This window comes from Amycolatopsis ultiminotia (assembly GCF_039536925.1).
Taxonomy (GTDB): Bacteria; Actinomycetota; Actinomycetes; order Mycobacteriales; family Pseudonocardiaceae; genus Amycolatopsis; species Amycolatopsis ultiminotia.
This window is the reverse complement of the sequence record NZ_BAAAZN010000002.1, coordinates 495095-517536: the sequence shown is the minus strand read 5'-3', so window position 1 is coordinate 517536 and position 22442 is coordinate 495095. Positions and strand designations below refer to the sequence as shown.

The 22442-nt window shown below is 71.4% G+C and carries 20 protein-coding genes; 13 read left to right on the top strand and 7 right to left on the bottom strand.

What is annotated here, in order from left to right; all coding sequences use genetic code 11:
• Positions 1-3 precede the first annotated feature (3 nt).
• From mptB to ABD793_RS07275, 3 genes are read left to right on the top strand one after another with little or no spacing between them, the layout of a single operon-like run.
• A complete protein-coding gene (gene mptB, locus ABD793_RS07285; protein ID WP_425548659.1) occupies positions 4-1680 on the top strand; it encodes a polyprenol phosphomannose-dependent alpha 1,6 mannosyltransferase MptB in 1677 nt (558 codons plus the stop codon).
• 6 nt (positions 1681-1686) lie between these two features.
• On the top strand, positions 1687-2613 hold the full coding sequence (locus ABD793_RS07280; RefSeq protein WP_344856652.1) for an ABC transporter ATP-binding protein: 927 nt from the start codon (positions 1687-1689) through the stop codon (positions 2611-2613).
• A complete protein-coding gene (locus ABD793_RS07275) occupies positions 2610-3398 on the top strand; it encodes an ABC transporter permease (RefSeq protein ID WP_344856649.1) in 789 nt (262 codons plus the stop codon). Before ABD793_RS07280 ends, ABD793_RS07275 begins: the two co-directional genes overlap by 4 nt.
• 62 nt (positions 3399-3460) lie before the next feature.
• On the opposite strand, the gene ABD793_RS07270 is transcribed toward ABD793_RS07275, so the two are convergent.
• Positions 3461-3802: a type 2 periplasmic-binding domain-containing protein gene (locus tag ABD793_RS07270; RefSeq protein WP_344856647.1), complete on the bottom strand. Its 342-nt coding sequence runs from the start codon at positions 3800-3802 to the stop codon at positions 3461-3463.
• Between the two features lie 125 nt (positions 3803-3927).
• Here ABD793_RS07270 and ABD793_RS07265 point away from each other — a divergent pair, with 125 nt between their 5' ends.
• The 3 genes from ABD793_RS07265 (at position 3928) to ABD793_RS07255 (ending at position 6361) form a co-directional block, all read left to right on the top strand.
• Complete coding sequence (locus tag ABD793_RS07265; RefSeq protein ID WP_344856644.1) at positions 3928-4353, top strand: hypothetical protein; 426 nt, start codon at positions 3928-3930, stop codon at positions 4351-4353.
• Between the two features lie 4 nt (positions 4354-4357).
• Positions 4358-5335, top strand: a complete 978-nt coding sequence (locus tag ABD793_RS07260; RefSeq protein ID WP_344856642.1) for a COX15/CtaA family protein — start codon at positions 4358-4360, stop codon at positions 5333-5335.
• A gap of 99 nt (positions 5336-5434) precedes the next feature.
• Entirely contained in the window at positions 5435-6361 is a 927-nt protein-coding gene (locus tag ABD793_RS07255) for an acyl-CoA desaturase (RefSeq protein ID WP_344856639.1), read from the top strand.
• Between the two features lie 15 nt (positions 6362-6376).
• On the opposite strand, the gene ABD793_RS07250 is transcribed toward ABD793_RS07255, so the two are convergent.
• Both ABD793_RS07250 and ABD793_RS07245 read right to left on the bottom strand, forming a co-directional pair.
• A complete protein-coding gene (locus ABD793_RS07250) occupies positions 6377-7243 on the bottom strand; it encodes an ATP-grasp domain-containing protein (RefSeq protein WP_344856637.1) in 867 nt (288 codons plus the stop codon).
• Positions 7240-7566: a hypothetical protein gene (locus ABD793_RS07245; RefSeq protein ID WP_344856635.1), complete on the bottom strand. Its 327-nt coding sequence runs from the start codon at positions 7564-7566 to the stop codon at positions 7240-7242. The genes ABD793_RS07250 and ABD793_RS07245 overlap by 4 nt, the downstream gene beginning before the upstream one ends.
• 91 nt (positions 7567-7657) lie before the next feature.
• Here ABD793_RS07245 and ABD793_RS07240 point away from each other — a divergent pair, with 91 nt between their 5' ends.
• Positions 7658-8629, top strand: coding sequence for a quinone oxidoreductase family protein (locus ABD793_RS07240; RefSeq protein ID WP_344856633.1), 972 nt, complete (start codon positions 7658-7660; stop codon positions 8627-8629).
• Between the two features lie 42 nt (positions 8630-8671).
• Here the strand turns inward: ABD793_RS07240 and ABD793_RS07235 are convergent, their stop codons facing one another.
• From ABD793_RS07235 to ABD793_RS07225, 3 genes are all read right to left on the bottom strand, one after another.
• A complete protein-coding gene (locus ABD793_RS07235; RefSeq protein WP_344856631.1) occupies positions 8672-9187 on the bottom strand; it encodes an FKBP-type peptidyl-prolyl cis-trans isomerase in 516 nt (171 codons plus the stop codon).
• A 9-nt stretch (positions 9188-9196) separates the two neighbouring features.
• Positions 9197-11467 (bottom strand): HelD family protein, encoded by a 2271-nt coding sequence (locus tag ABD793_RS07230; RefSeq protein ID WP_425548666.1) that lies wholly within the window; start codon positions 11465-11467, stop codon positions 9197-9199.
• Positions 11468-11597: 130 nt separating this feature from the next.
• The gene (locus ABD793_RS07225; protein ID WP_344856629.1) at positions 11598-12578 is read right to left on the bottom strand and encodes a heme o synthase; all 981 of its coding nucleotides are present in this window, start codon (positions 12576-12578) and stop codon (positions 11598-11600) included.
• Between the two features lie 494 nt (positions 12579-13072).
• On the opposite strand from ABD793_RS07225, the gene tkt reads away from it, so the two are divergent.
• From tkt to pgl, 6 genes are all read left to right on the top strand, one after another.
• A complete protein-coding gene (gene tkt / locus ABD793_RS07220) occupies positions 13073-15175 on the top strand; it encodes a transketolase (RefSeq protein WP_344856626.1) in 2103 nt (700 codons plus the stop codon).
• 26 nt (positions 15176-15201) lie between these two features.
• The gene (gene tal, locus ABD793_RS07215; RefSeq protein WP_344856624.1) at positions 15202-16314 is read left to right on the top strand and encodes a transaldolase; all 1113 of its coding nucleotides are present in this window, start codon (positions 15202-15204) and stop codon (positions 16312-16314) included.
• Positions 16315-16324: 10 nt separating this feature from the next.
• Positions 16325-17959 (top strand): glucose-6-phosphate isomerase, encoded by a 1635-nt coding sequence (locus tag ABD793_RS07210; protein ID WP_344856622.1) that lies wholly within the window; start codon positions 16325-16327, stop codon positions 17957-17959.
• A complete protein-coding gene (gene zwf / locus ABD793_RS07205; RefSeq protein WP_344856620.1) occupies positions 17956-19482 on the top strand; it encodes a glucose-6-phosphate dehydrogenase in 1527 nt (508 codons plus the stop codon). The genes ABD793_RS07210 and zwf overlap by 4 nt, the downstream gene beginning before the upstream one ends.
• 70 nt (positions 19483-19552) lie before the next feature.
• Entirely contained in the window at positions 19553-20575 is a 1023-nt protein-coding gene (gene opcA / locus ABD793_RS07200) for a glucose-6-phosphate dehydrogenase assembly protein OpcA (protein ID WP_344856618.1), read from the top strand.
• The gene (gene pgl / locus ABD793_RS07195) at positions 20572-21345 is read left to right on the top strand and encodes a 6-phosphogluconolactonase (RefSeq protein ID WP_344856614.1); all 774 of its coding nucleotides are present in this window, start codon (positions 20572-20574) and stop codon (positions 21343-21345) included. The genes opcA and pgl overlap by 4 nt, the downstream gene beginning before the upstream one ends.
• A 74-nt stretch (positions 21346-21419) precedes the next feature.
• Here the strand turns inward: pgl and ABD793_RS07190 are convergent, their stop codons facing one another.
• A complete protein-coding gene (locus ABD793_RS07190) occupies positions 21420-22367 on the bottom strand; it encodes a glycoside hydrolase family 25 protein (protein WP_344856611.1) in 948 nt (315 codons plus the stop codon).
• Positions 22368-22442: the final 75 nt, after the last annotated feature.

The following is a 22442-nucleotide window of genomic DNA, read 5'->3' as shown; positions in this document are numbered from 1 at the left end:
GGCGTGGCAATCGGCGAACACCCCGAACAGCGGGACCAGGAACCGGGGACGTCCGGTGACACGGCGACGGCCGTGGCACCGTCGCCGGTGCGCCCGCGCGAGCCGAAGCCACTGAACGCGGCCGAGCACCGCGGCCTCGACGTGGTCCGCCGCTTCGGCACGGTCGGCTCGCTGTTCCTCGCGCTCGGCTCGCTCGGCGCGGGTGCCGCCCCGGTGATCAACCCGGTGCAGGACCTCCCGGTGCTGCGCCTGTTCACCCGCATCCCCACGGTGTCGCTCGCGATCGCGTTCTCCGGGATGGGCATCCTCGTGCTCAGCTGGCTCATGCTCGGCCGCTTCGCGCGGCCGGCGAGTGCCCGGCTGGCCAGCCGCGGGCAGCTCGCCCGCACGATCGCCATGTGGGTCGCGCCGCTGCTGGTGATCCCGCCGCTGTTTTCCCGCGACGTGTACAGCTACCTCGCCCAGAGCGAGATCGTGCACCGCGGCATGGACCCCTACCAGCTGGGCCCGGCACAGGCGCTCGGCGTGGCCGACCCGCTCACCTCGGGTGTGTCGAACATCTGGCGGGAGACGCCCGCGCCGTACGGTCCGCTGCTGCTGCGGCTGGGCGGCTGGCTCGCACCGGTCGGCGGTAACGACATCGTGGCGGGCGTGCTGCTGCAGCGCGGGCTGGCGCTGGTCGGCGTGATCCTCACGGTGTGGGCGGTGCCGCGGCTGGCCCGGCGCTTCGGCGTGCAGCCCGCGACCGCGCTGTGGCTGGGTGCGGCGAATCCGTTGCTGATCTTCCACTTCGTCGCCGGCGCGCACAACGACGCGCTGGCCATCGGCCTCATGGTGGCCGGGCTGGAGGTCGGTATCCGGCGGTTGCCGATGCGGGTCAAGGGCGATTCGCCGCCGCCACTGGCGAAGGGCGAACTGCTGTTCATCGGGCTCGGCGTGGCGATCATCACGCTCGGCGCCTCGGTGAAAGTGCCCGCGCTGCTGGCACTGCCGTTTTTCGCGGTGATGGTGGCGCGCCGATGGCACGGCCGGATCAAGGACCTGCTCTGGGCCGGGCTGCCGATGGCCGGGCTGTTCGGGGTGGTGCTCGTCGCGGTCTGCTACGGCACCGGACTGGGCTTCGGCTGGATCGGCGCCACCGCCAGCACCCCCGCGCTGGTGCGCTCCTGGATCTCCCCCACCGCGGAGATCGCGAACCTCGCCGGGGTGCTCGGCATCACGCTCGGGCTCGGCAACCACACCGATTCGCTGGTGCCGATCATCGGCGCGCTGGGCTACCTGGTCACCGCGGCGATCACCGTCAAGTTCCTGTGGGCCAGCTTCAAATGGCGCTACCGGCCGATCATCGGTCTCGGTGTGGCACTGGGTGCGGCGATGATCCTGCAGATCAACCTGCAGCCGTGGTACCTGCTGTGGGCGGTGATCCCGCTGGCCGCCGCGGCGGGCACGTCGCGGTTCCGGGTGGCGGCGACGGTGATCAGCGCCGGCCTGCCGTTCCTGCTGCCGCCGACCGGCGGCACCTTCGACGGCCGCTCCTACATCCTGCCGTGGGCCTACGGCGCGGCGATTCTGGTGACGCTGGGCGGCCTCGCGATCGTGCACCGGCTTTCGCCGCTGTTGCTGTCCAGGACGTCTCCCCCGTCCCCGGCACCGGGAGCGCCCGCCGACGCCGTATCGTGACCGGTTGTGGACAACTCCGCCGTCGAGGTCACCGGTCTGGTGAAAAGCTACGGCTCAACTCCCGCGGTCGACGGGCTCGACCTGCGGATGGAGCGTGGCTGCCTGCTCGCCCTGCTCGGGCCGAACGGGGCGGGCAAGACCACCACCGTGGAGGTCTGCGAGGGATTCCGCAGGCCGGAGGCGGGCACCGTGCGGGTGCTCGGGCTCGATCCGGTCGCCGACCGCGCCCGGCTGCGGCCGCGGGTCGGCATCATGCCCCAGGGCGGCGGTGCGTATCCGGGGGTGCGGGCCGAGGAAATGCTGCGGCTCGTGGCGTCCTGCGCGGCGCGGCCGCACGATCCGGCGTGGCTGCTCGACGTGCTCGGCCTCACGAGCGCGCGGCGGACCCCGTTCAAGCGGCTCTCCGGCGGCCAGCAACAGCGGCTTTCCCTCGCGTGCGCCCTGATCGGGCGCCCGGAGCTGGTGTTCCTCGACGAGCCGACCGCGGGTATGGACCCGCAGGCGCGCCGGCTGGTGTGGGAACTGCTCGCCGCATTGCGCGTGGACGGGGTGAGCGTGCTGCTCACCACGCACCTGATGGAGGAGGCCGAGGCGCTCGCCGACCAGGTGGTGATCGTGGACCACGGCAAGGTCGTGGTCGAGGGCACGCCCAACGCGCTCACCCTCGAGGAGGGGGCCGCCGCGCAGCTGCGCTTCCGCGCCCGGACCCGGCTCGACACCTCGTTGCTCGCCGCGGCGCTGCCGGAGGGCTACCGGGTGAGCGAATCGGCGCCCGGCGCGTATCTCGTGGAGGGCGCGGTGGACCCGCAGGTGGTCTCGGCGGTCACCGCGTGGTGCGCGCAGCAGGGGGTGCTGCCCGAGCAGCTGCAGGTCGGCAGGCGCACGCTGGAAGAGGTTTTCCTGGAACTGACCGGTCGGGAGCTGCGCGCATGACCACCTCGTTCCCTGCGGGCACCTTCACCCCCGCGCCCGGCCGCGGTTCACTGCTGCGGATGCTGCGCACGCACGCACGGGTGGAGGCCGCGCTCACCCTTCGCCACGGTGAGCAGCTGCTGCTCACGCTCATCATCCCGCTCGCGCTGCTGATCGGGTTGAGCCTGCTCGACGTGCTGCCCGCGAGCCAGCTCGGCTCTGCGTCCAAAGTGGACTGGATCACACCGCGGATCCTGGCGCTGGCGGTGCTTTCCTCCGCGTTCACCGGCCAGGCCATCGCACTCGGCTTCGATCGGCGCTACGGCGTGCTGAAGCGGCTGTCGGCCACCGCGCTGCCGCCGTGGCTGCTGGTGGCCGGGCGGGTCGTGGCCGCGCTCGTGGTCGTCGCACTGCAGACGGTGGTGCTCGGCGTGGTGGCGGCCTTCCTCGGCTGGTCGCCGTCGGCCGCGGGACTCGGCGCCGCGATCGTGCTGCTGGTGCTGGGCACGCTGGCCTTCGGCGCGCTCGGCGTCCTACTCGGCGGCGCGCTGCGGGCCGAGGCGGTGCTCGCGCTGGCGAACATCGTGTGGTTCGTGCTGCTGCTGGCAGGCGGGATCCTGCTGGCACCTTCGGCGCTGCCGTCCGCGCTCGGGGTGCTCGTCGGATTGCTGCCCTCCGGTGCGCTCGCCGAGGGCATGCGCGCCGCACTCGTGGACGGTCAGTTCCCGGTCGGGCCGACGCTGGTGCTCGTGGTGTGGGCGGTGCTGGCAGGCGCTCTCGCCACGCGCACCACGAAACTCACCTGAGCTAACCGGTCCGCGGCCGCAGGATCGTGGTCGCGATCTCCAGGAAGTCGAGCCGCCGCCGCTCACGGCGTCTCTTCGGCACCGCCGGGCAGGTAGATCGGATCCGAGCGGGAGTGTGCCCGCGCGACGCTCGGCGGCACCAGTGCGATGCGCCGTCCCGCGGCGACGAGTTCGAATTTCTCGTTCAGCGATGCGGTCCGCCGGGCCCGCGCGTCCGGGATCGGCTCGCCGTCCAGGTCCGCCGGCCGGAGCTTCCTGCGGCGGGCCGGCCGGTGCGCGCCCGGCAGGCGAGCTTGGTCTCCTGTCCGATCGGGCCGGGTCGGCAGCCCGGTGCCGTCGAACGCGCAGCGGCCCGTCCTGTTCCCCGCCACCGCGGTGCAGTAGCGGAGCTTGCGCAGATCCACATCCATCCCTTCCGGGGATCAATCTCCGGCGAACGCAGTCGACTTCCGCAGGGTGCCGCGCCGAGACTCGATGGCCTGATCGTCTTGACCACCGCACCGGGGCATCGGCAGCAGGCTGCCGGGTCGTGCCGCCGGGCCCGCACGCCCCGGGCCTGGACACCGCGTTCTCCGGATTCACCATGGCCGCGGCGAAATCCCTTGCCGCACACGGCGTCGGCGTTCCGGTGCTGGGCCGCGGGACCCCGGTCGCGGACCGGACCGGCTCGGCACCGCGTCGCCGGCCGTGGACGACCTCGTCGCGGGCACCGGCGCGGCCTACCGCGTGGGTCGGTACGTCCTTTATGGACAATCCGCTCGAGGACGTGGGCTCGATCCGCGACGACGGGCTGTTCACCGGCATCGCCACCGCCGGGCACCACTGGCTGCCGTCCGGGACACCGCTGCCCCCGGCGGCGTCGCGGGCGGCCGGTGACGCTGCGGGTGCCGGGGTGACCTGGCTCGCCCGCCCCGGTCCCGCCGGAAAACCGGCTGACCACGCGCGAGTATCGTGACCGCGTGCCCCTTAGCAGTCTGATCGCCCGCCTGCCGTATCCGTCGCCGGTGCTCCAGCGGACCATCGGGATCGCCGCCGTGGTGACGCAGGCCGGGATCGGCGTCACCGGGTCCGTGGTGCGGGTGACCGGGTCCGGACTCGGCTGCCCGACCTGGCCGCAGTGCGTGGCGGGCAGCCTGGTGCCGGTGCAGCACCCCGGTATCGCCGCGATCAACCAGTGGATCGAGTTCTCCAACCGGATGCTCACCGGCGTGGTGATCGTGGTGGCCGCGCTCGCGGTGCTCGCCGCATGGCGGATCCAGCTCGACCACCCGGAGCGCAAGCGGCTGGTGAAACTCGCCTGGATGATGCCCGCCGGCGTGGTGCTGCAGGCGGTACTCGGCGGGATGACCGTGCTCGCGAAGCTCGAATGGTGGACGGTCGCGATCCACTTCCTCGCCTCCACCCCGCTGGTGTGGCTGGCCGTGCTGCTGGTCAAGGCGTTCGGGGAAGGGGACGAGCCTGCCCGCCCGCTGGTGCCGGCACTGGGCAGGCGGACCCTGGTGCTGCTGACCGTGCTGATGTGGGCAGTGCTCATCGCGGGCACCACCGTGACCGGCGCCGGTCCGCACGGCGGTGACCTCGACACGCACCGGCTCGCCGCACCGATCGAGAAGCTCGCCCAGGTACACGGCGGGTTGCTCGTCGGCTATCTCGTGGTACTGGCCGTTTTCGGGCTCACGCTGCTGCGCGGCCGAACGGCGAAGCGCATCTGGCAGCGCTACGCGTGGGTGTGGGCGGTCGCGCTCGCCCAGGGCGTGCTGGGCACCGTGCAGTACGCACTGGGCGTGCCCGAAGCGATGGTCTCGTTCCACGTGCTCGGTTCGGCGCTCGTCATCGTCGCCACCGCCACGCTGTGGACCGGCACCCGCGACCGTGGCCCGGTCCGGTCGCGGACCCCGGCGACACCGCCGGAACGGGAACTCGCCGCGGCGAACTGACCGCCATCCGTCCGTAACTGCCCGTCGGCCCGTCGGACAGTTCGGGCGCCTACGGTGAGCCACGGAACCGGCCGCCCCAGCGCCCCGAGGTGACGCGTCATGACGTCCGCCCCCGCCCCCACCGGCAAACCACTCCTCTCCGGCCGTCGCGGCCCGCTCGAGATGCTCGTGCTCAAGACGTTTCTGCTCGTGCCGTTCGCCGCGCTGGTGCTCGCCGTGCCGCTGCTGTGGGGCTGGGGCATCGGCTGGACGGACGTGGTGCTCACCGCGGTCTTCTACGTCCTGGCCACCCTGGGCGTGACCGTGGGCTACCACCGCTACTTCACGCACGGCGCGTTCAAGACAGGCCGGCCGCTGCGGATCGCGCTCGCCGTGGCGGGCAGCATGGCGGTGCAGGGCTCGGTGATCTTCTGGGTCGCCAGCCACCGCCGCCACCACGCGTTCTCCGACCGCGAGGGCGATCCGCATTCACCGTGGCTGTTCGGCACCTCGCCGTCTGCGCTGCTGCGCGGCTTCTGGCACGCGCACATGGGCTGGATGTTCCGGCGCGAGGTGACCAACGCCGACCGCTTCGCCCCCGATCTCGTCGGTGACCGCGATCTGCGCGTGGTGAACCGGTTCTTCTGGCTGTGGATCACGCTGAGCGTGGGCCTGCCCGCGCTGTTCGGCGGGCTGCTCAGCGGGACCTGGCTCGGTGCCTGCACCGCGTTCTTCTGGGCCGGGCTGGTGCGCATCGCGCTGCTGCACCACGTGACGTGGTCGGTGAACTCGGTGTGTCACCTCGTCGGCGAACGACCGTTCACCAGCCGTGACCGGGCGGCGAACTTCTGGCCGCTGGCACTGCTGTCGCTGGGCGAGTCCTGGCACAACTCGCACCACGCCGACCCGACCTGCGCCCGGCACGGCGTGCTGCGCGGCCAGGTGGACGTGTCGGCGCGGGTGATCTGGCTGTTCGAACGCCTCGGCTGGGCACGCGACGTGCGCTGGCCGCGGCCGGAACGGCTGGCCGCGAAACGGGTCCGCTGAGCCGGCGGATCCGTTTCACGCCAGTTGCTGGCGTACCGCCGAGGCGAACCGGAGCGGGGCGCCGGGGTCCGCCTGGCGGAAGCCCAGCGACGGTTCCGTCAGCTCGAGTTCCAGCACCAGCGGACGCCCGTCGTCGCCACGGACCAGGTCCGCACGGGCGTACAGCAGTTCCGCGCGCAGGATGCCCAGCAGCGTGCAGGCCGCGTCGAGCGCGTCCTCGGCGACCGCACGCACCTGCGGCGCCGGGACCGCCGCGGCCAGGCTTTCCTCCAGATACAGTCCGGCCGTGTCCACTTCGGACCCGAGCTGCACGGACTTGGTGAAGGCGTGCGAATAGACCCCGCCGAAGAACACCAGCGCGATCTCGCCCTGGGTGTCCACACTGGACTGATAGGGCTGCACCAGCGCGGTCAGCCCGTCCTCGTGCAGGGCACGCAGGTGCGCCTCGGCGTCCGGGCCGCCGGCGGCGAACTTTGCCACACCGCGGGATCCGGCGCCGACCGTGGGCTTGACCACGAACGGCCGACCCGGCCACCGCACCTGCTCCCCCGGCTCGACGAGCGTGGACGGCACCGTGGGCACGCCGGAGTCGAGCAGTTCCACGAGGTAGGCCTTGTCGGTGTTCCAGCGCACCACGGTGGCCGGATTGCTCAGCACCGGAACAGTTTCGCACCAGCCGAGGAACTCCTCCCGCCGCGGCGGGTAGTCCCACGCCGCGCGCAGCACCACGAGGTCGGCGGACGCGAAGCCGGCGTCCGGGTCGTCCCAGGCCGCCCAGCGCACGGTGAAGCCGAGGTCGGCGAGCGCGGGCAGCACGGCCGTCTCGTCGCCGTCCCCCTCCGGCATCGCCGAGCAGGCGGCGAAGATCGCGGTCCTGGTCACCGGCCGGCCCGCGGACCGGCCATCTTGCGCCGGTGCGCGGCGCCGATCTTGACCGTCTGCACGGTCTCGCTGTCCCATTCGGCGGCTTCCAGGTCCTCGACCGCCTCGACCAGCGCGGTGCCCGCCTCGGTACCGGCCACCAGCACGTCGCCCAGCGCACCGTCCACGCCGACGAGCACGACCCTGGCACCCGCCCGGCCGATGTTCTCGACCACGGCCCGCGCCGGCTTCCCGTGCCGGGCCACGAAATCCCTGGCGGCAGCCACCTGCCTGGCAGTGGGCGCGATGGGGGCGGTCGGCGTGTTCTCGGTCTCCTCAGCCACGTCGCGAGCTTAACCCGTCACCCCCTGCGCCGCGGGCCGGTCGTGTCCTCGGCCATAGTGGACGGGAAGGGACCGAGACCGAGGAGGAACCATGCCGACGGCTGTGCAGGTGACGAGGACCGGAGGGCCGGAGGTGCTGGAGGTCGCCGAGGTACCGGCGAGTCCGCCCGGAGCCGGAGAGCTGCTGGTCGACGTCGCCGCGGCCGGCGTCAACTACATCGACACCTACCAGCGGCAGGGCATCTACCCGCTGGAGCTGCCGTTCGTGCTGGGCATGGAGGGCGCGGGCACGGTCGCCGAGACCGGTGCGGGTGTCCAGGGCTTCTCCGCCGGCGACCGCGTGGCGTGGCAGGGCGTGCTGGGCGGCTACGCCCGGCGAGCGGTGATTCCCGCGAGCCAGGCGGTGCAGGTGCCCGAGGGCGTGTCCGACGAGGTGGCCGCGGCGACCATGCTGCAGGGCATCACCGCGCACTACCTGGTGCGCTCCACGTACGAGGTGAAGCCGGGCGACGACGTGCTCGTGCACGCTGCCGCCGGCGGAGTCGGGCTGTTGCTCGTCCAGCTGGCGAAGGCACGCGGCGCACGGGTGATCGGCACCGTGTCCACCGACGAAAAAGCTCAGCTGGCCCGCGGCGCCGGTGCCGACCACGTGATCCGTTACGACCGTGAAGACTTCGCCGCGGTCACCCGCGAGCTGACCGGCGGCGAGGGCGTGGCCGTGGTCTACGACGGCGTGGGCAAGGACACCGTGGACGGCAGCCTGGCGAGCCTGCGGATCCGCGGCCTGCTCGCGCTGTTCGGCGCGGCGAGCGGACCGGTCCCGCCGCTGGACCCGCAGCGGCTCAACTCCGGCGGCTCGCTCTACCTGACCCGCCCCACGTCGACGAACTACGTGCGGACCCGCGAGGAGCTGGACTGGCGCGCGGGCGAGCTGTTCACCGCGATCGGGGACGGTTCCCTCGACATCCGCATCGGCGGCCGCTACCCGCTGGCCGAGGCCCGCCAGGCGCACGAGGACCTGCAGGGCCGCCGTACCACCGGCAAACTGCTGCTGATCCCCTGACCGGCACCGGGTGCGCCCCGCGCGGGGCGCACCCGGACCGGATCAGCCCGGTCCGGCAGGCACCGCCACGGCGTCGACCACGAACACCAGCGTCTCGTTCGGTGCGATGCCGTTGCCGCCCTGGCCGTAGCCGAGGTCGGGCGGGATGACGAGCAGCCGGCGGCCACCCTGTTTGATCCCGGTCAGGCCCTGGTCCCAGCCGGGGATCACCTCGCCCGCACCGAGGTGCAGGCCGAACGGCTGCTGGCCGAACGAACTGTCCACCTTCTTCTTGTCCGACCAGGTGACCAGCGTGTAGTTCATGGACACCGTCTGGCCCTGCTTCGCCGCCGCACCGGTACCGGCGGAGAGGTCCTTGGTGACCAGCGCCGTCGGCGGAGTGCAGTCGTCCGGGATGGTGATCTCCGGTGCCTGGCCGAACGATCCGCTGGTGGTGATGTCGTCCGCGGTGCACGCGCGGCTCGGGGCCGCGTCGCTGTCGCCACCGCAGGCGGTCAGCCCGGACACCAGAGCTGCCACACCGGCGGCCACTGCCGCGGTCTTGCCGATCTTCTGCATGCCGGAACTCTAGCCAAGCCCGTGCAGCGCGGGCACCGGTTCCCCGGTGCGGACCACGCCGAGCCGCTTGGTCGCCCGGGTCAGTGCCACGTACAGGTCGTTCAGCCCGCGCTCGGAGCCTGCCACGATCTCGTCCGGCGCCACCAGCAGCACCGCGTCGAACTCCAATCCCTTGGCCCGGTCCACGCTCAGCACGCTCAGCCGTTCGTCCTCGCCGAGCAGCGTCCGCAGGTGCTCGTGACGCGGGCCGGGGACGAGCACCGCGACCGTGCCACCGTCCACAGCGGACAGTTCCGCGCGGACGAGGCCGGGCAGGTCGGCGTCGAGGTCGGTGCTGTGCCTGCCCCACGGCCGCACGCCGGTTTCCCGCACCGACGACGGCACGGTCAGTTCGCGGTCGAGTTCCTCGAGCACCCCCGCGGCCACCGCCATGATCTCGGCAGGCGTGCGGTAGTTCACGGTGAGCTGCTCCAGCCGCCAGCGGTCGGCGACGTAGGGCGCCAGCACCTCCGCCCAGCTGTGCGCTCCCCCGGCGGCGCCGGTCTGCGCGACGTCGCCGACCAGCGTCATCGAACGGTTCGGCGTGCGGCGCATCAGCAGCCGCCAGTCCATCGCGGACAGTTCCTGCGCTTCGTCGACGATCACGTGGCCGAAGGTCCACGTGCGGTCCTGCGCCGCACGCTGCGCCGCAGTGAGTTCACTGCGCGCCTGCTGCCGTTCGGCGAACAGCTCGGCGTCCAGCACGGCGGAGACCTGCAGCGTTTCCTCGTCCTGGATTTCCTCGTCCTGTTCCAGGATGTCCAGCACACCCTCGGCGTAGGCGCGTTCCACGAGCTCGCGCCGTTTGCGGTCGGCCCGTTCCTCGGAATCGTCCACGCCGAGCAGTTCGGCCAGCTCGTCGAGCAGCGGCACGTCGGCGGGGGTCCACTTCGCGTCCCTGCCGCTCGCCAGATGCGCCCGGTCGGTCTCCGGCAGCAGTTTCCCCGCGGCCCGCTCCAGGCAGTCCGGATCGGCGAACAGGTCGTCGAGCAGGCCTTCCGGGGTCAGCTTCGGCCACAGGCCCTCGATCGCGGCGGCCACCGCGGGGCTGGCCGCCAGCTCGGCGCGGATGTCCTGCACGTCCTGTGCATCCAGCAGGTCCTCGCCCAGTTTCCGGGCCGCCTGCCTGGTCAGCGCGTCGAGCACATCGGACACGAACAGCCGGCGCGCGAGGTTGTGCGGGCGGCGCGAGCGCCGGGCCCTGGTGCGTGCCTCGGTGCAGGTCTTGCGGTCCAGCTTGAGGATTTCCCGCTCGTGCTCGATCTCCAGCACCGGTTCGGGCACCCGCTGACGGTCGCGCACCGCGGCGGCGAGCACTTCGGCCAGTACCGCGCGACCCTTCACCTCGGCCGCTTCGGGCGATTCGGTGCCGTCCGCGTCCAGCCCCGGCCACAGCTGCCCGACCGTGGCCAGCAGCACCCCGGTCTCGCCGAGCGAGGGCAGCACCTGCCCGATGTAGCGCAGGAACGTGCTGTTCGGCCCCACCACGAGCACGCCACGCGCGGTCAGCTGCTGGCGGTGGGTGTAGAGCAGGTACGCCGCGCGGTGCAGCGCGACGGCGGTCTTGCCGGTGCCCGGCCCGCCCTGCACCACCATCACCCCGCCCAGCGGGGCGCGGATGATCCGGTCCTGTTCGGCCTGGATGGTGGCGACGATGTCGCTCATCTCGCCGGTGCGGCGGCGCTCCAGCGCGGCCAGCAGCGCCGCCTCCCCGGCCAGCCCGAGGTCCTGGCCCTGGTCGGCGGCGGCGAGATCGAGGATCTCGTCGTCGAAACCGGTGACCCGGCGGCTCAGCGACCGCAGATGCCGCCGCCTGCGCACCCCTTCCGGCGACGCCGCGGTGGCGAGGTAGAACGGCCGGGCCACCGGGGCCCGCCAGTCGACCAGCAGCGGCCGGTAGTCGTCGTCCTCGGCGAAGAGCCCGAGCCTGCCGACGTAGGTGGTCTCCTCGTCGTTGCCGGGCCGGAAGTCCAGCCTGCCGAAGCACAGGCCCTGTTCCACCGACCCGAGCTGGGCGAGCCGGTCGGTGTACATCGTGGTGGCCACGTCGCGTTCGGTACGGGCCTGCGGGGTCCGGCCGTTCTGGCGCAGGGTTTCGTCCAGGCGGCGCTGGGCCGCCAGCCGTTCGGCGTCGAGTTTCGCGTAGAGCGTCGAGACGTACGCCTGTTCACTCGCCAGCTCGGCGGCGTACTCGGGCGGGCTGTCCTCGGGGGCGTGGTCTGTTTCCCGGTCCGGGAACACGGACAAGACACATCCTGCTTTCGCATCGGGGAAGGCGGCGGAGAGCCGAAAGAGACAACGGCCGACCAGCCTACGGCATTCCCGCGCGCCGATCAGCGCCCGAGCCGCGGTTCCCCGGAGCGGAGCAGGATCAGAACGGCAGTCCGAGCACCGGCAGCCCGATCGCCGAGTCGACCGCCAGCGCCACGAACACGATCATCAGGTACGTGTTGGAGCGGTGGAACAACGCCATCGGCTTGGTCTCCTCGCCACGGCGGACCGAGGCCTGCAGCCGGTGCGCGTAGAACAGGAACCAGGCGCCGGCGAGCACCGCGAAGGTGGCGTACAGCCAGCTGGTGACCGGCAGCAGCAGCAGCGTCCAGGCAACCATCACCCACGAATAGATCACGATCTGGCGGGCCACGTGCTGTGCGGTGGCGACCACCGGCAGCATCGGCACGCCGGCGCGCTCGTAGTCGTCGCGGTACTTCATGCCCAGCGCCCAGGTGTGCGGCGGGGTCCAGAAGAAGATCACGCCGAACATCACGAACGCCGGCCACTGCACGGTGCCGGACACCGCGGCCCAGCCGATCACCACCGGCATGCAGCCGGCCGCCCCGCCCCACACCACGTTCTGCGACGTCCGGCGCTTGAGGCCGAGGGTGTAGACGAAGATGTAGAACAGGATCGTCGCGATCGCCAGTATCGCGGCCAGCAGGTTCACCGTGCAGTACAGGACGGCGAACGAGGCGGCACCGAGCACCAGCCCGAAGACCAGCGCACCCCGCCGCGGCACCGAATCCTTCACCAGCGGACGCCGCTTGGTGCGGTTCATGACCTTGTCGATGTCCGCGTCGATCACGCAGTTGAGCGCGTTCGCGCTGCCCGCCGCCATGGTGCCGCCGACCAGTGTGGCCAGTACCAGCCACGGGTCCGGCAGCTCGCGCCCGGCGAGGAACATCGCCGGGATCGTGGTGACGAGCAGGAGTTCGATCACCCGGGGCTTGGCGAGCGCGATGTAGGCGCCGACCACCTGGCGGAAGCTTCGCCGGGTCCCGCGCGGTCGTGCACCGTCCGGGTGTACGGCGCTGGTGTCCTCACTGCGTCCGTGCGCAGCGTTCACCAACGACATTTCACTCCCTGAGTCAGTCCGGGGCCGGGCGGATCGGAAGATCGTGCTGCTGTGGTGAATCTGCCGGACCTGGCCCGCGATCGATGGTAGCCGTGGCGATCCGCCCGCCCGTCCGCGGGGCCGGGACACGCCGCGGCATGTCTGCTCCGTCACGCCTCCGCGGCAGCCACGGTGTCTTCGCGCGCACTCCCGCGCGGGCGCGCGCGATGCCCGGTCCGCTCCGCACCGTCCGGGCTGTCTCTTTCGGACGGCCGGTGACCAGCACCGGAGACGAGCCGAGGATCACCCGGGCGGAACCGCCACGACGGGCCGTCGCGGCGGCTGTGCGGCGCCGCACCCACTAGGCTGCTCCACACGGGCCCGCCGGTCTGCCTGCGCGCCGCTGCCGGCAGGAATATGGTCCCTTCGGGATCGATTGAGATTACTGACAGCGCGCACCGGCAACACCATCAGGGACCCAGCCGCAACCTCACCGACGCAGGAGTTCGAGTTCAGTGTCCGAAACCGCCTCTACCAGCGAGAACAACCCGTTGCTCCGGCGTAACCTGCCGGCCGACTGGACCGACATCGACACCCGCGCCGTGGACACCGTCCGGGTGCTGGCCGCGGACGCCGTGGAACGCTGCGGCAGCGGCCACCCCGGCACCGCGATGAGCCTTGCGCCACTGGCCTACACCCTCTTCCAGCGCACGCTGCGGCACGACCCGGCCGATCCGGAGTGGCCCGCCCGCGACCGGTTCGTGCTGTCCGCGGGGCACTCCAGCCTGACCCTCTACATCCAGCTCTACCTGGCCGGGTTCGGGCTCGAACTGGCCGACCTCGAGCAGCTGCGGCGCTGGGGCTCGAAGACGCCGGGACACCCGGAGTACCAGCACACCAAGGGCGTCGAGACCACCACCGGTCCGCTCGGGCAGGGCCTCGCCAACGGCGTCGGCATGGCGATGGCCGCCCGCCGCGAGCGCGGGCTGCTGGACCCGGACGCCGCGCCCGGCGAGAGCATCTTCGACCACCGCATCTACGTGATCGCCTCGGACGGCGACATCGAGGAGGGCGTGACCTCGGAGGCCTCCTCCATCGCGGGACGCCAGGAACTGGGCAACCTGATCGTCTTCTACGACGACAACAAGATCTCCATCGAGGACGACACGAACATCGCGCTGTCCGAGGACGTCGCGAAGCGCTACGAGGCCTACGGCTGGCACGTGCAGGTCGTCGAGGGCGGCGAGGACGTCGTGGCGATCGAAGAGGCGATCAAGGCGGCGGAGGCGGAGACCGGCCGGCCGTCGTTCATCGTGCTGCGGACGATCATCGGCTACCCGGCGCCGACGAAGATGAACACCGGCAAGGCGCACGGTGCCGCGCTCGGCGCGGACGAGGTCGCCGCGGTGAAGAAGATCCTCGGCTTCGACCCGGAGCAGAGCTTCGCGGTCGAGGACGCGGTCATCGAGCACACCCGCAAGGCGCTCGAGCGCGGCAAGCAGTGGCGTGCCGAATGGCAGGAGCGCTTCGAGGCGTGGGCCGCGGCCAACCCCGAGCGCAAGAAGCTGGCCGACCGGCTGGCCGCCCGTGAGCTGCCCGAAGGCTTCGCGGACAACCTGCCGAAGTGGGAGCCGGACGCCAAGGGCATCGCGACCCGCAAGGCCTCCGGTGAGGTGCTCAGCGCGCTCGCCGAGCCGCTGCCCGAACTGTGGGGCGGTTCCGCGGACCTGGCGGAGAGCAACAACACCACGATGAAGGGCGCCGACTCCTTCGGTCCGGAGAAGGCCGGCACCGACATGTGGCAGACCAACCCGTACGGGCGCACGCTGCACTTCGGCATCCGCGAGCACGCGATGGGCTCGATCCTCAACGGCATCGCACTGCACGGCGGCACCCGCCCGTACGGCGCCACCTTCCTCACCTTCTCCGACTACATGCGCCCGCCGGTCCGGCTGGCCGCGCTGATGCACGCACCGGTCACCTACGTGTGGACGCACGACTCGATCGGGCTCGGCGAGGACGGTCCCACGCACCAGCCGATCGAGCAGCTGGCCGCGCTGCGCGCGATCCCCGGCCTCAACGTGGTCCGCCCGGCGGACGCGAACGAGACCGCCTACGCGTGGAAGGCCGTGCTGGAGGACGTGCACCACCCGTCCGGCTTCGCGCTGACCCGGCAGAACGTGCCGGTGCTGGAGGGCACGAACGCGGAGGGCGTGAAGAAGGGCGGCTACGTGCTGGCCGAGGCGTCCAACGGCGCACCCGAGGTCGTCCTCATCGCGACCGGCTCCGAGGTGCAGCTGGCCGTCGAGGCCCGCGCCACGCTGGAAGCCGAGGGCACCCCGGCCAGCGTCGTCTCGATGCCGTGTGTCGAGTGGTTCGACGCGCAGGAGCAGTCGTACAAGGACGCGGTGCTGCCGCCTTCGGTGAAGGCCCGCGTGTCCGTCGAGGCCGGCATCGCCCTGCCCTGGCACCGGTTCACCGGTGACGCCGGGGTGAACGTTTCGATCGAGCACTACGGTGCGTCGGCCGACGCCGCCACACTGTTCCGTGAGTTCGGCTTCACCGCCGAGGCTGTCGTCGAGGCCGCCCGTCGCTCGATCGCCACCACCAAGAACTGAATCCATCTGAAAGGGATGAAGCAGTCATGAGCACTGATCGGCTCGCGCAACTGTCCGAGGCCGGTGTCTCGATCTGGCTGGACGACCTCTCGCGGGAACGCCTGAACACCGGCAACCTCGCCGCGCTGATCCGCGACAAGCACGTCGTCGGCGTCACCACCAACCCGACCATCTTCGCGAACGCGCTGTCGAAGGGCGAAGCCTACGACGCGCAGGTGAAGGAGCTGGCCGACCGCGGCGCGGACCTGGCCGGCACGGTGCGGGAATTGACCACCACCGACGTGCGCAACGCCGCGGACCTGTTCCGCGACGTGTACAACGCGACCGGCGGCGTGGACGGCCGGGTGTCCATCGAGGTCGACCCGCGGCTGGCCAAGGACACCGCCAAAACCGTGGCCGAGGCGCAGGACCTGTGGAAGACCGTGGACCGGCCGAACGTGCTGATCAAGATCCCGGCCACCGAGGAAGGGCTGCCCGCGATCACCGCGACCCTCGCCGAGGGCATCAGCGTCAACGTCACGCTGATCTTCTCGGTCGAGCGGTACAAGGCGGTCATCGAGGCCTACTTCGCCGGACTGGAGCAGGCGAAGGCGAACGGCCACGACCTCAAGGGCATCCACTCGGTCGCGTCGTTCTTCGTGTCCCGGGTGGACAGTGAAGTCGACAAGCGGCTCAACGCGCTGGGCACCGACGAGGCCAAGGCGCTGCTCGGCGAAGCAGCCACGGCCAACGCGCTGCTCGCGTACGCGGCCTTCGAGGAGCTGTTCGCCACCGACCGCTGGAAGGCCCTCGCCGAGGAAGGCGCGAACGCGCAGCGTCCGCTCTGGGCCTCCACCGGCGTCAAGGATCCGGCGTACTCCGACACCCGCTACGTGGACCAGCTCGTGGTCAAGGACGTGGTGAACACGATGCCGGAGAAGACCCTGGACTCGGTGGCCGACCACGCGGAGATCACCGGCGACACGGTGAGCGGCCGCGGCCGCGAAGCGCAGGAACTGTTCGACAAGCTCAGCGCGGCAGGCGTCGACATCCCGGACGTGTTCCGCACGCTGGAGAACGAAGGCGTGGAGAAGTTCGAGAAGTCCTGGCAGGAGCTGCTCGACACGGTGACCGGCCAGCTGGACAAGGCGAAGGGCTGAACCCGAGACCATGACCACAGGGGAAGAGACCGGCGTCGAGATCGTCGACGCCGAACTGGCAGGCAAGGCCCGTCCGCTGGCCGAACGGCTGGCCGCGGACGGGGCCGCGGCGAAGCTCGCCGCCCAGGACGCCACGTTGTGGGGCCCGGACGCGGAATCCGAGGCTTCGATCCGGCTTTCCTGGACGACGCTGCACAAGTCGTCGCGCCCGCTGATCGGGGAAATCGAGGCACTGCGCACGGAACTGCGCGACGAAGGCGTGGACCGCGTGGTGCTCGCGGGCATGGGTGGTTCCTCGCTCGCGCCGGAGATCATCACCGCGGCCGCCGGGGTGGCGCTGACCGTGCTCGACACGACCGATCCCGGCCAGGTGGCCGACGCGCTCGCCGGCGACCTCGAGCGCACCGTGATCGTGGTGTCGTCGAAGTCCGGCGGCACCGTGGAGACCGACAGCCACCGGCGGATCTTCGCCAAGGCGTTCGCGGATGCGGGCATCGACGCCGCGCGGCGGATCGTGGTCGTGACCGACCCCGGCTCGCCGCTGGCCGAACTGTCCGAAAAGGAGGGTTACCGCAAGACCTTCCTCGCCGACCCGAACGTCGGCGGCCGCTACTCGGCGCTGACCGCGTTCGGCCTGGTGCCGGCCGGGCTGGCAGGCGCGGACATCGCGCGGCTGCTCGACCAGGCCGCCTCGGTGGCCGACGCGCTGTCCGCGGACTCCCCGGACAACCCGGCGGTCACCCTGGCCGCGGCGTGGGCTGCGGCGCACGAGGACGGTGCGGAGAAGGTCGTGCTCGCGGCGACCGGTACCGGGAGCCCCGGCTACCTGCCCGGTTTCCCGGACTGGGCCGAGCAGCTGATCGCGGAATCCACCGGCAAGCTCGGCACCGGCCTGCTGCCGGTCGCCGTGGAAGGCCCGGACGCACCCGGTTTCGCGGACGCCAAGGCCGACGCGACCCCGGTCGCGGTCGGCGCACCGGAGGGGGCCGCGAAGATCGCGGTGACCGGCCCGCTCGGCGCGCAGCTGCTGCTGTGGGAGTTCGCCACCGCGCTGGCCGGCAGGCTGATCGGGATCAACCCGTTCGACCAGCCGGACGTCGAGGCCGCGAAGAAGGCCGCGCGGGCGCTGCTGGACGACCCGGAGAAGCTCAAGGGCGGCGAGACAGCGGCCACTGTGGACGGTTCGGTCGAGGTCTTCGGCAGCGAAGGTGTTGCCACCGAAGGCAAGCTGACCGACGTGCTGCGCGCGTTCTTCGGATCGGTGGCCGAAGGCGGGTACTTCGCGGTGCAGGCCTACCTCGACCGGCTCGACGACGCGTCCACCTCGTTGCTGCGCAGCGAGATCGCGAAGCGGACCGGCGTGCAGACCACGTTCGGCTGGGGCCCGCGGTTCCTGCACTCCACCGGGCAGTATCACAAGGGCGGCCACCAGAACGGCAGCTTCCTCCAGATCACCGGCGCGGTCGCCGAGGACCTGGCGGTGCCGGACCGCCCGTACACCCTTGGCCAGCTGCAGCACGCCCAGGCGCTGGGCGACGGCCAGGTGCTGGCCGGACACGGGCGCCCGGTGCTGCGGCTGCACCTGACCGATCGCGCCGCCGGGCTTGCCGAGCTCGTGCGGGCAGTGCAGGAGGCCGCGCAGTGACCTGGCGCAACCCGCTGCGGGATCCGCGGGACAAGCGGCTGCCGCGCATCGCGGGACCGTCCAGCCTGGTGATCTTCGGGGTCACCGGCGACCTGGCCCGCAAGAAGCTGATGCCCGCCATCTACGACCTGGCCCACCGCGGCCTGCTGCCCGCCGGCTTCTCGCTGATCGGGTTCGCGCGCCGCGACTGGGAGCACCAGGACTTCGGCGAGCTGGTGCACGACTCGGTGAAGGAGCACGCGCGGACGCCGTTCAAGGAGTCGGTCTGGAACCGGCTCGCCGAGGGCATCCGGTTCGTGCAGGGCACCTTCGACGACGACGACGCGTTCGACCGGCTCGCGCAGACCGTGCGCGAGCTCGACGCCGAACGCGGCACCGGTGGCAACACCGCGTTCTACCTGTCGATCCCGCCGGGCGCGTTCCCGGTCGTCACGAAGCAGCTGGCGCGCTCCGGGCTGGCCGAGGCGGACGAGAACACCTGGCGCCGGGTGGTGATCGAGAAGCCGTTCGGCCACGACCTGGCCAGTGCCAAGGAACTCAACGCGATCGTCAACGACGTCTTCCCCGAGGAGTCGGTGTTCCGCATCGACCACTACCTCGGCAAGGAGACCGTGCAGAACATCCTCGCGCTGCGGTTCGCCAACCAGCTGTTCGAACCGCTCTGGAACGCGAACTACATCGACCACGTGCAGATCACCATGGCCGAGGACATCGGCCTCGGCGGCCGTGCCGGGTACTACGACGGGATCGGCGCCGCCCGCGACGTCATCCAGAACCACCTGCTGCAGCTGCTGGCGTTCACCGCGATGGACGAGCCGCTCTCGTTCGAGCCGAAGGCGCTGCGCGCGGAGAAGGCGAAGGTGCTGGCGGCGACCAAACCGATGGGGCCGCTGGAGGAGACCACCGCACGCGGGCAGTACGCGGGCGGCTGGCAGGGCGGCACGAAGGTGCCGGGCCTGTTGCAGGAGGCCGGGTTCGCAAAGGACTCCACCACCGAGACCTACGCCGCGGTGACGCTGGAGGTGCAGAACCGCCGCTGGGCGGGGGTGCCGTTCTACCTGCGCACCGGCAAGCGGATGGGCCGGCGGGTCACCGAGATCGCGGTGGTGTTCAAGCGGGCGCCGCACCTGCCCTTCGATTCCACCTCCACCGAGGAGCTCGGCCAGAACGCACTGGTCATCCGGGTGCAGCCGGACGAGGGCATCACGTTGCGGTTCGGCTCGAAGGTGCCGGGGACCACGATGGAGGTTCGCGACGTCACGATGGACTTCGGCTACGGGCACGCCTTCACCGAGTCCTCCCCGGAGGCCTACGAGCGGCTGATCCTGGACGTGCTGCTGGGCGAGCCGTCGCTGTTCCCGGTCAACGAGGAGGTCGAGATCTCCTGGGAGATCCTCGACCCGGTGCTGGAGCACTGGGCGAAGCTGGGCACCGCGCCGGAGCAGTACCCACCTGGCAGCTGGGGCCCGAAGTCCGCGGACGAGATGCTGGAACGTACCGGCCGGAACTGGAGGCGTCCGTGATCCACCATCGCGAAGCCGAGCACGGCCGCCGACTGGGCGCGGGTACCCCGCAACAACACTGGAGGCGTCCGTGATCATCGACCTGCCGTCGACCACTGCGTCGGCGCTGAACAAGAAGCTGGTGGAGATCCGCGAGCAGGGTGGCCAGGTCGCGCTGGGCCGGGTGCTGACCCTGGTCATCGTCGCGGACGACGACGCCCGGCTCGAGGACGCCATCGAGGCGGCGAACGACGCCAGCCGCGAGCACCCGTCGCGGGTGATCGTGGTGGCCAAGGGCGCGCGCACCGCGGCCCCGCGCATCGACGGCCAGATCCGGGTCGGCGGCGACGCCGGGGCGAGCGAGGTCATCGTGCTGCGGCTCTACGGTCCGCTGGCCGCGCAGGGGCAGAGCGCGGTCGTGCCGCTGCTGCTGCCGGACGCGCCGATCGTGACCTGGTGGCCGGAAGCCGGCCCGAAGGCACCGGCGCAGGATCCGCTCGGCGAGATCGCGCAGCGGCGGATCACCGATTCGGCCGCGGAGAAGAGCCCGATCCGTTCGCTGACCACCCGGGCGAAGTCCTATGTGGAGGGTGACACGGATCTGGCGTGGACCCGGCTCACACACTGGCGGGCACAGCTGGTGTCGGCGCTGGACCTGCCGCCGTACGAGAAGATCACCGGTGCGACGGTGACCGGCGAGGCGGACTCGCCGTCCACCGAACTGCTCGCGGGCTGGCTCGCCGAATACCTCAAGGCGCCGGTGAAGCGGATCAAGAGCTCCAGTGCGCAGGGCATCATCTCGGTGCAGCTCGAGCGACGTTCCGGCGCAGTGGAACTGACCCGGCCGGACGGCCGGGTCGGCACGCTCACCCAGCCGGGCCAGCCCACGCGGCGGATCGCGTTGCAGCGGCGGAGCAATCCGGAGTGCCTGGTGGAGGAACTGCGGCGGCTCGATCCGGACGAGATCTACGAGGCGGCGCTGCACGGCCTGCACAAGATCGCACCCTCGGGTCCGGCCAAGACCACTGCCGCCGCGGCGAAGCCGAAGGCGGGCCGGAGCGGAAAGGCAACCGGAAAGGCGACCGGCAAGACCACGGAAAAGAGCACTTCATGAGCCGGACCGAGGTCGTCGTCTACGAGAACGCGGACCTGCTCGCCGCCGCCGCGGCGGCCCGGCTGGTCACCCGGATCGTGGACGTGCAGGCGGCCCGTGGCTCGGCGTCGGTCGTGCTCACCGGCGGCGGCACCGGGATCGGGGTGCTGCGCGAGCTCCGGGAGTCCCACGCCAGGGACGCGATCGACTGGTCGCGGCTGGACGTCTACTGGGGCGACGAGCGGTTCGTCCCGGCGGATTCCGACGAGCGCAACGAAAAGGGCGCTCGCGAGGCACTGCTGGACCACGTTCCGCTGGCGCCGGAGCGGGTGCACGCGATGGCCCCGTCGGACGGTGAGTTCGGCGACGACGTGGACGCCGCCGCGGCGGCGTACGCGAAGGTGCTGTCCGGCGCGGCCGAAGCCGGAGCGGACGTGCCGGCGTTCGACATCCTGTTGCTGGGCCTCGGCGGGGAAGGGCACACCGCGTCGGTGTTCCCCGATTCCCCCGCCGTGCACGAGACCGGGCGGTCGGTGGTCGCGGTGCGCGAGTGCCCGAAGCCGCCGCCGACACGGGTCTCGCTCACGCTCCCGGCCATCCGCCGGGCACGCGAGGTGTGGCTGATGACGGCCGGCGAGGCCAAGGCCGACGCGGTGGCCCAAGCCCTCGCGGGTGCGCCGGAGACGCAGATCCCGGTGTCCGGTGCCCGTGGCTACCGCCGGACGCTGTGGCTGCTGGACCGTGCCGCGGCAGGCAAACTGACCAAGGTCTACGAACCGCCCACCGGCTGAGCCCCGCCGGACACACCGGAGGCCACCTCGTTCTCCTGCGAGGTGGCCTCCGGTGTGTCCGGGACAGTTTCCGGTCAGCCGACGATGTCCAGGTCGAATTCGGCGTTGGTGCTGTACTCGAAGTCCGCCCACACCGCGCCGGGCAGCGCGTAACGGCGGTGCGACACCACCTTTGGGTCGAATCCCGGCTCGATCTTCGGGTTGTGCCCGATCCCGGCCTTGTCACTGCCCCACGCGTGGATGTTGCCGAGGAACACCGGCGTCGGCGCGAGCCCGTCCGGTCCGAGCCACGGCCGGATGACGATTGCCGCGGTGTCGCTGCCGGACAGCAGGAGCCGCACCGAGGTGATGTCCTTGCTCGGCGGAAGCTTCAGTCGTTCCATCAGTTCAGTCACCTTTCCTGCCGCCGGCGACGCACCGGTGAGGTGCGCGTTCGTGTAGGACTCGTCGAGGTCGATGCCGTTCGCCGTGATTCCCGGTACCTGCCCGGTACTGGAGTACTGGTGCAGGTCGTAGTGCCCGGCCGCGGCGTCCGGACGGGCACCGTAGCGGGCGATCCAGATGACCAGGCCCGGCACCCCCCAGGTGTCCGGCCGCAGTTTCTTCGCCAGCGCGTTGTTCAGGTACACGCCGGGACGGAAGCCCTGCCGCGCGACCTCGTTCAGGAACGCGGTGGCGAAACCGCGCTTCTGGTCGTCCGGGATGTTCGGCTGTGCGGACGAGGCGGGGTTGTCCTCCAGGTCGAGCATCGGCGCACAGCCGGTCGCGCCGAGCCTGCGGACCTCGCCGAGCAGGACGCCTGCCTGCGCCTCGGGAGACGGGCTCGCCTGCACGAAGTGGTACCCACCGACCGGGATGCCCACCGATTTCGCGCCCGCGACCTCGGCGTCGCCGGTACCGCCCTGTGGATTGCCGCCTCCGTCGGACAGCTTGACGTAGACGTAGGTCACGCCATGGTTCTTGACCGCCTGCCAATCGGTGACGTGCTGGAAACTCCGGTAGATGTCGATACCCAGCGCCATACCCGACAGGATGACGGATTTCACTCTTCCCCGCGAACGGTGCGTGAACCGCAAACGGACCAGTGCGCACTCCGC

Excerpts from the sequence above, each read along its gene's own strand:
- ABD793_RS07275 (WP_344856649.1), top strand. The coding sequence starts at position 2,610 with ATGACCACCTCGTTCCCTGCGGGCACCTTCACCCCCGCGCCCGGCCGC.
- ABD793_RS07255 (WP_344856639.1), top strand. The coding sequence starts at position 5,435 with ATGACGTCCGCCCCCGCCCCCACCGGCAAACCACTCCTCTCCGGCCGT.
- ABD793_RS07240 (WP_344856633.1), top strand. The coding sequence starts at position 7,658 with ATGCCGACGGCTGTGCAGGTGACGAGGACCGGAGGGCCGGAGGTGCTG.
- ABD793_RS07235 (WP_344856631.1), bottom strand. The coding sequence starts at position 9,187 with ATGCAGAAGATCGGCAAGACCGCGGCAGTGGCCGCCGGTGTGGCAGCT.
- ABD793_RS07225 (WP_344856629.1), bottom strand. The coding sequence starts at position 12,578 with ATGTCGTTGGTGAACGCTGCGCACGGACGCAGTGAGGACACCAGCGCC.
- tal (WP_344856624.1), top strand. The coding sequence starts at position 15,202 with ATGAGCACTGATCGGCTCGCGCAACTGTCCGAGGCCGGTGTCTCGATC.
- ABD793_RS07210 (WP_344856622.1), top strand. The coding sequence starts at position 16,325 with ATGACCACAGGGGAAGAGACCGGCGTCGAGATCGTCGACGCCGAACTG.
- pgl (WP_344856614.1), top strand. The coding sequence starts at position 20,572 with ATGAGCCGGACCGAGGTCGTCGTCTACGAGAACGCGGACCTGCTCGCC.
- ABD793_RS07190 (WP_344856611.1), bottom strand. The coding sequence starts at position 22,367 with ATGGCGCTGGGTATCGACATCTACCGGAGTTTCCAGCACGTCACCGAT.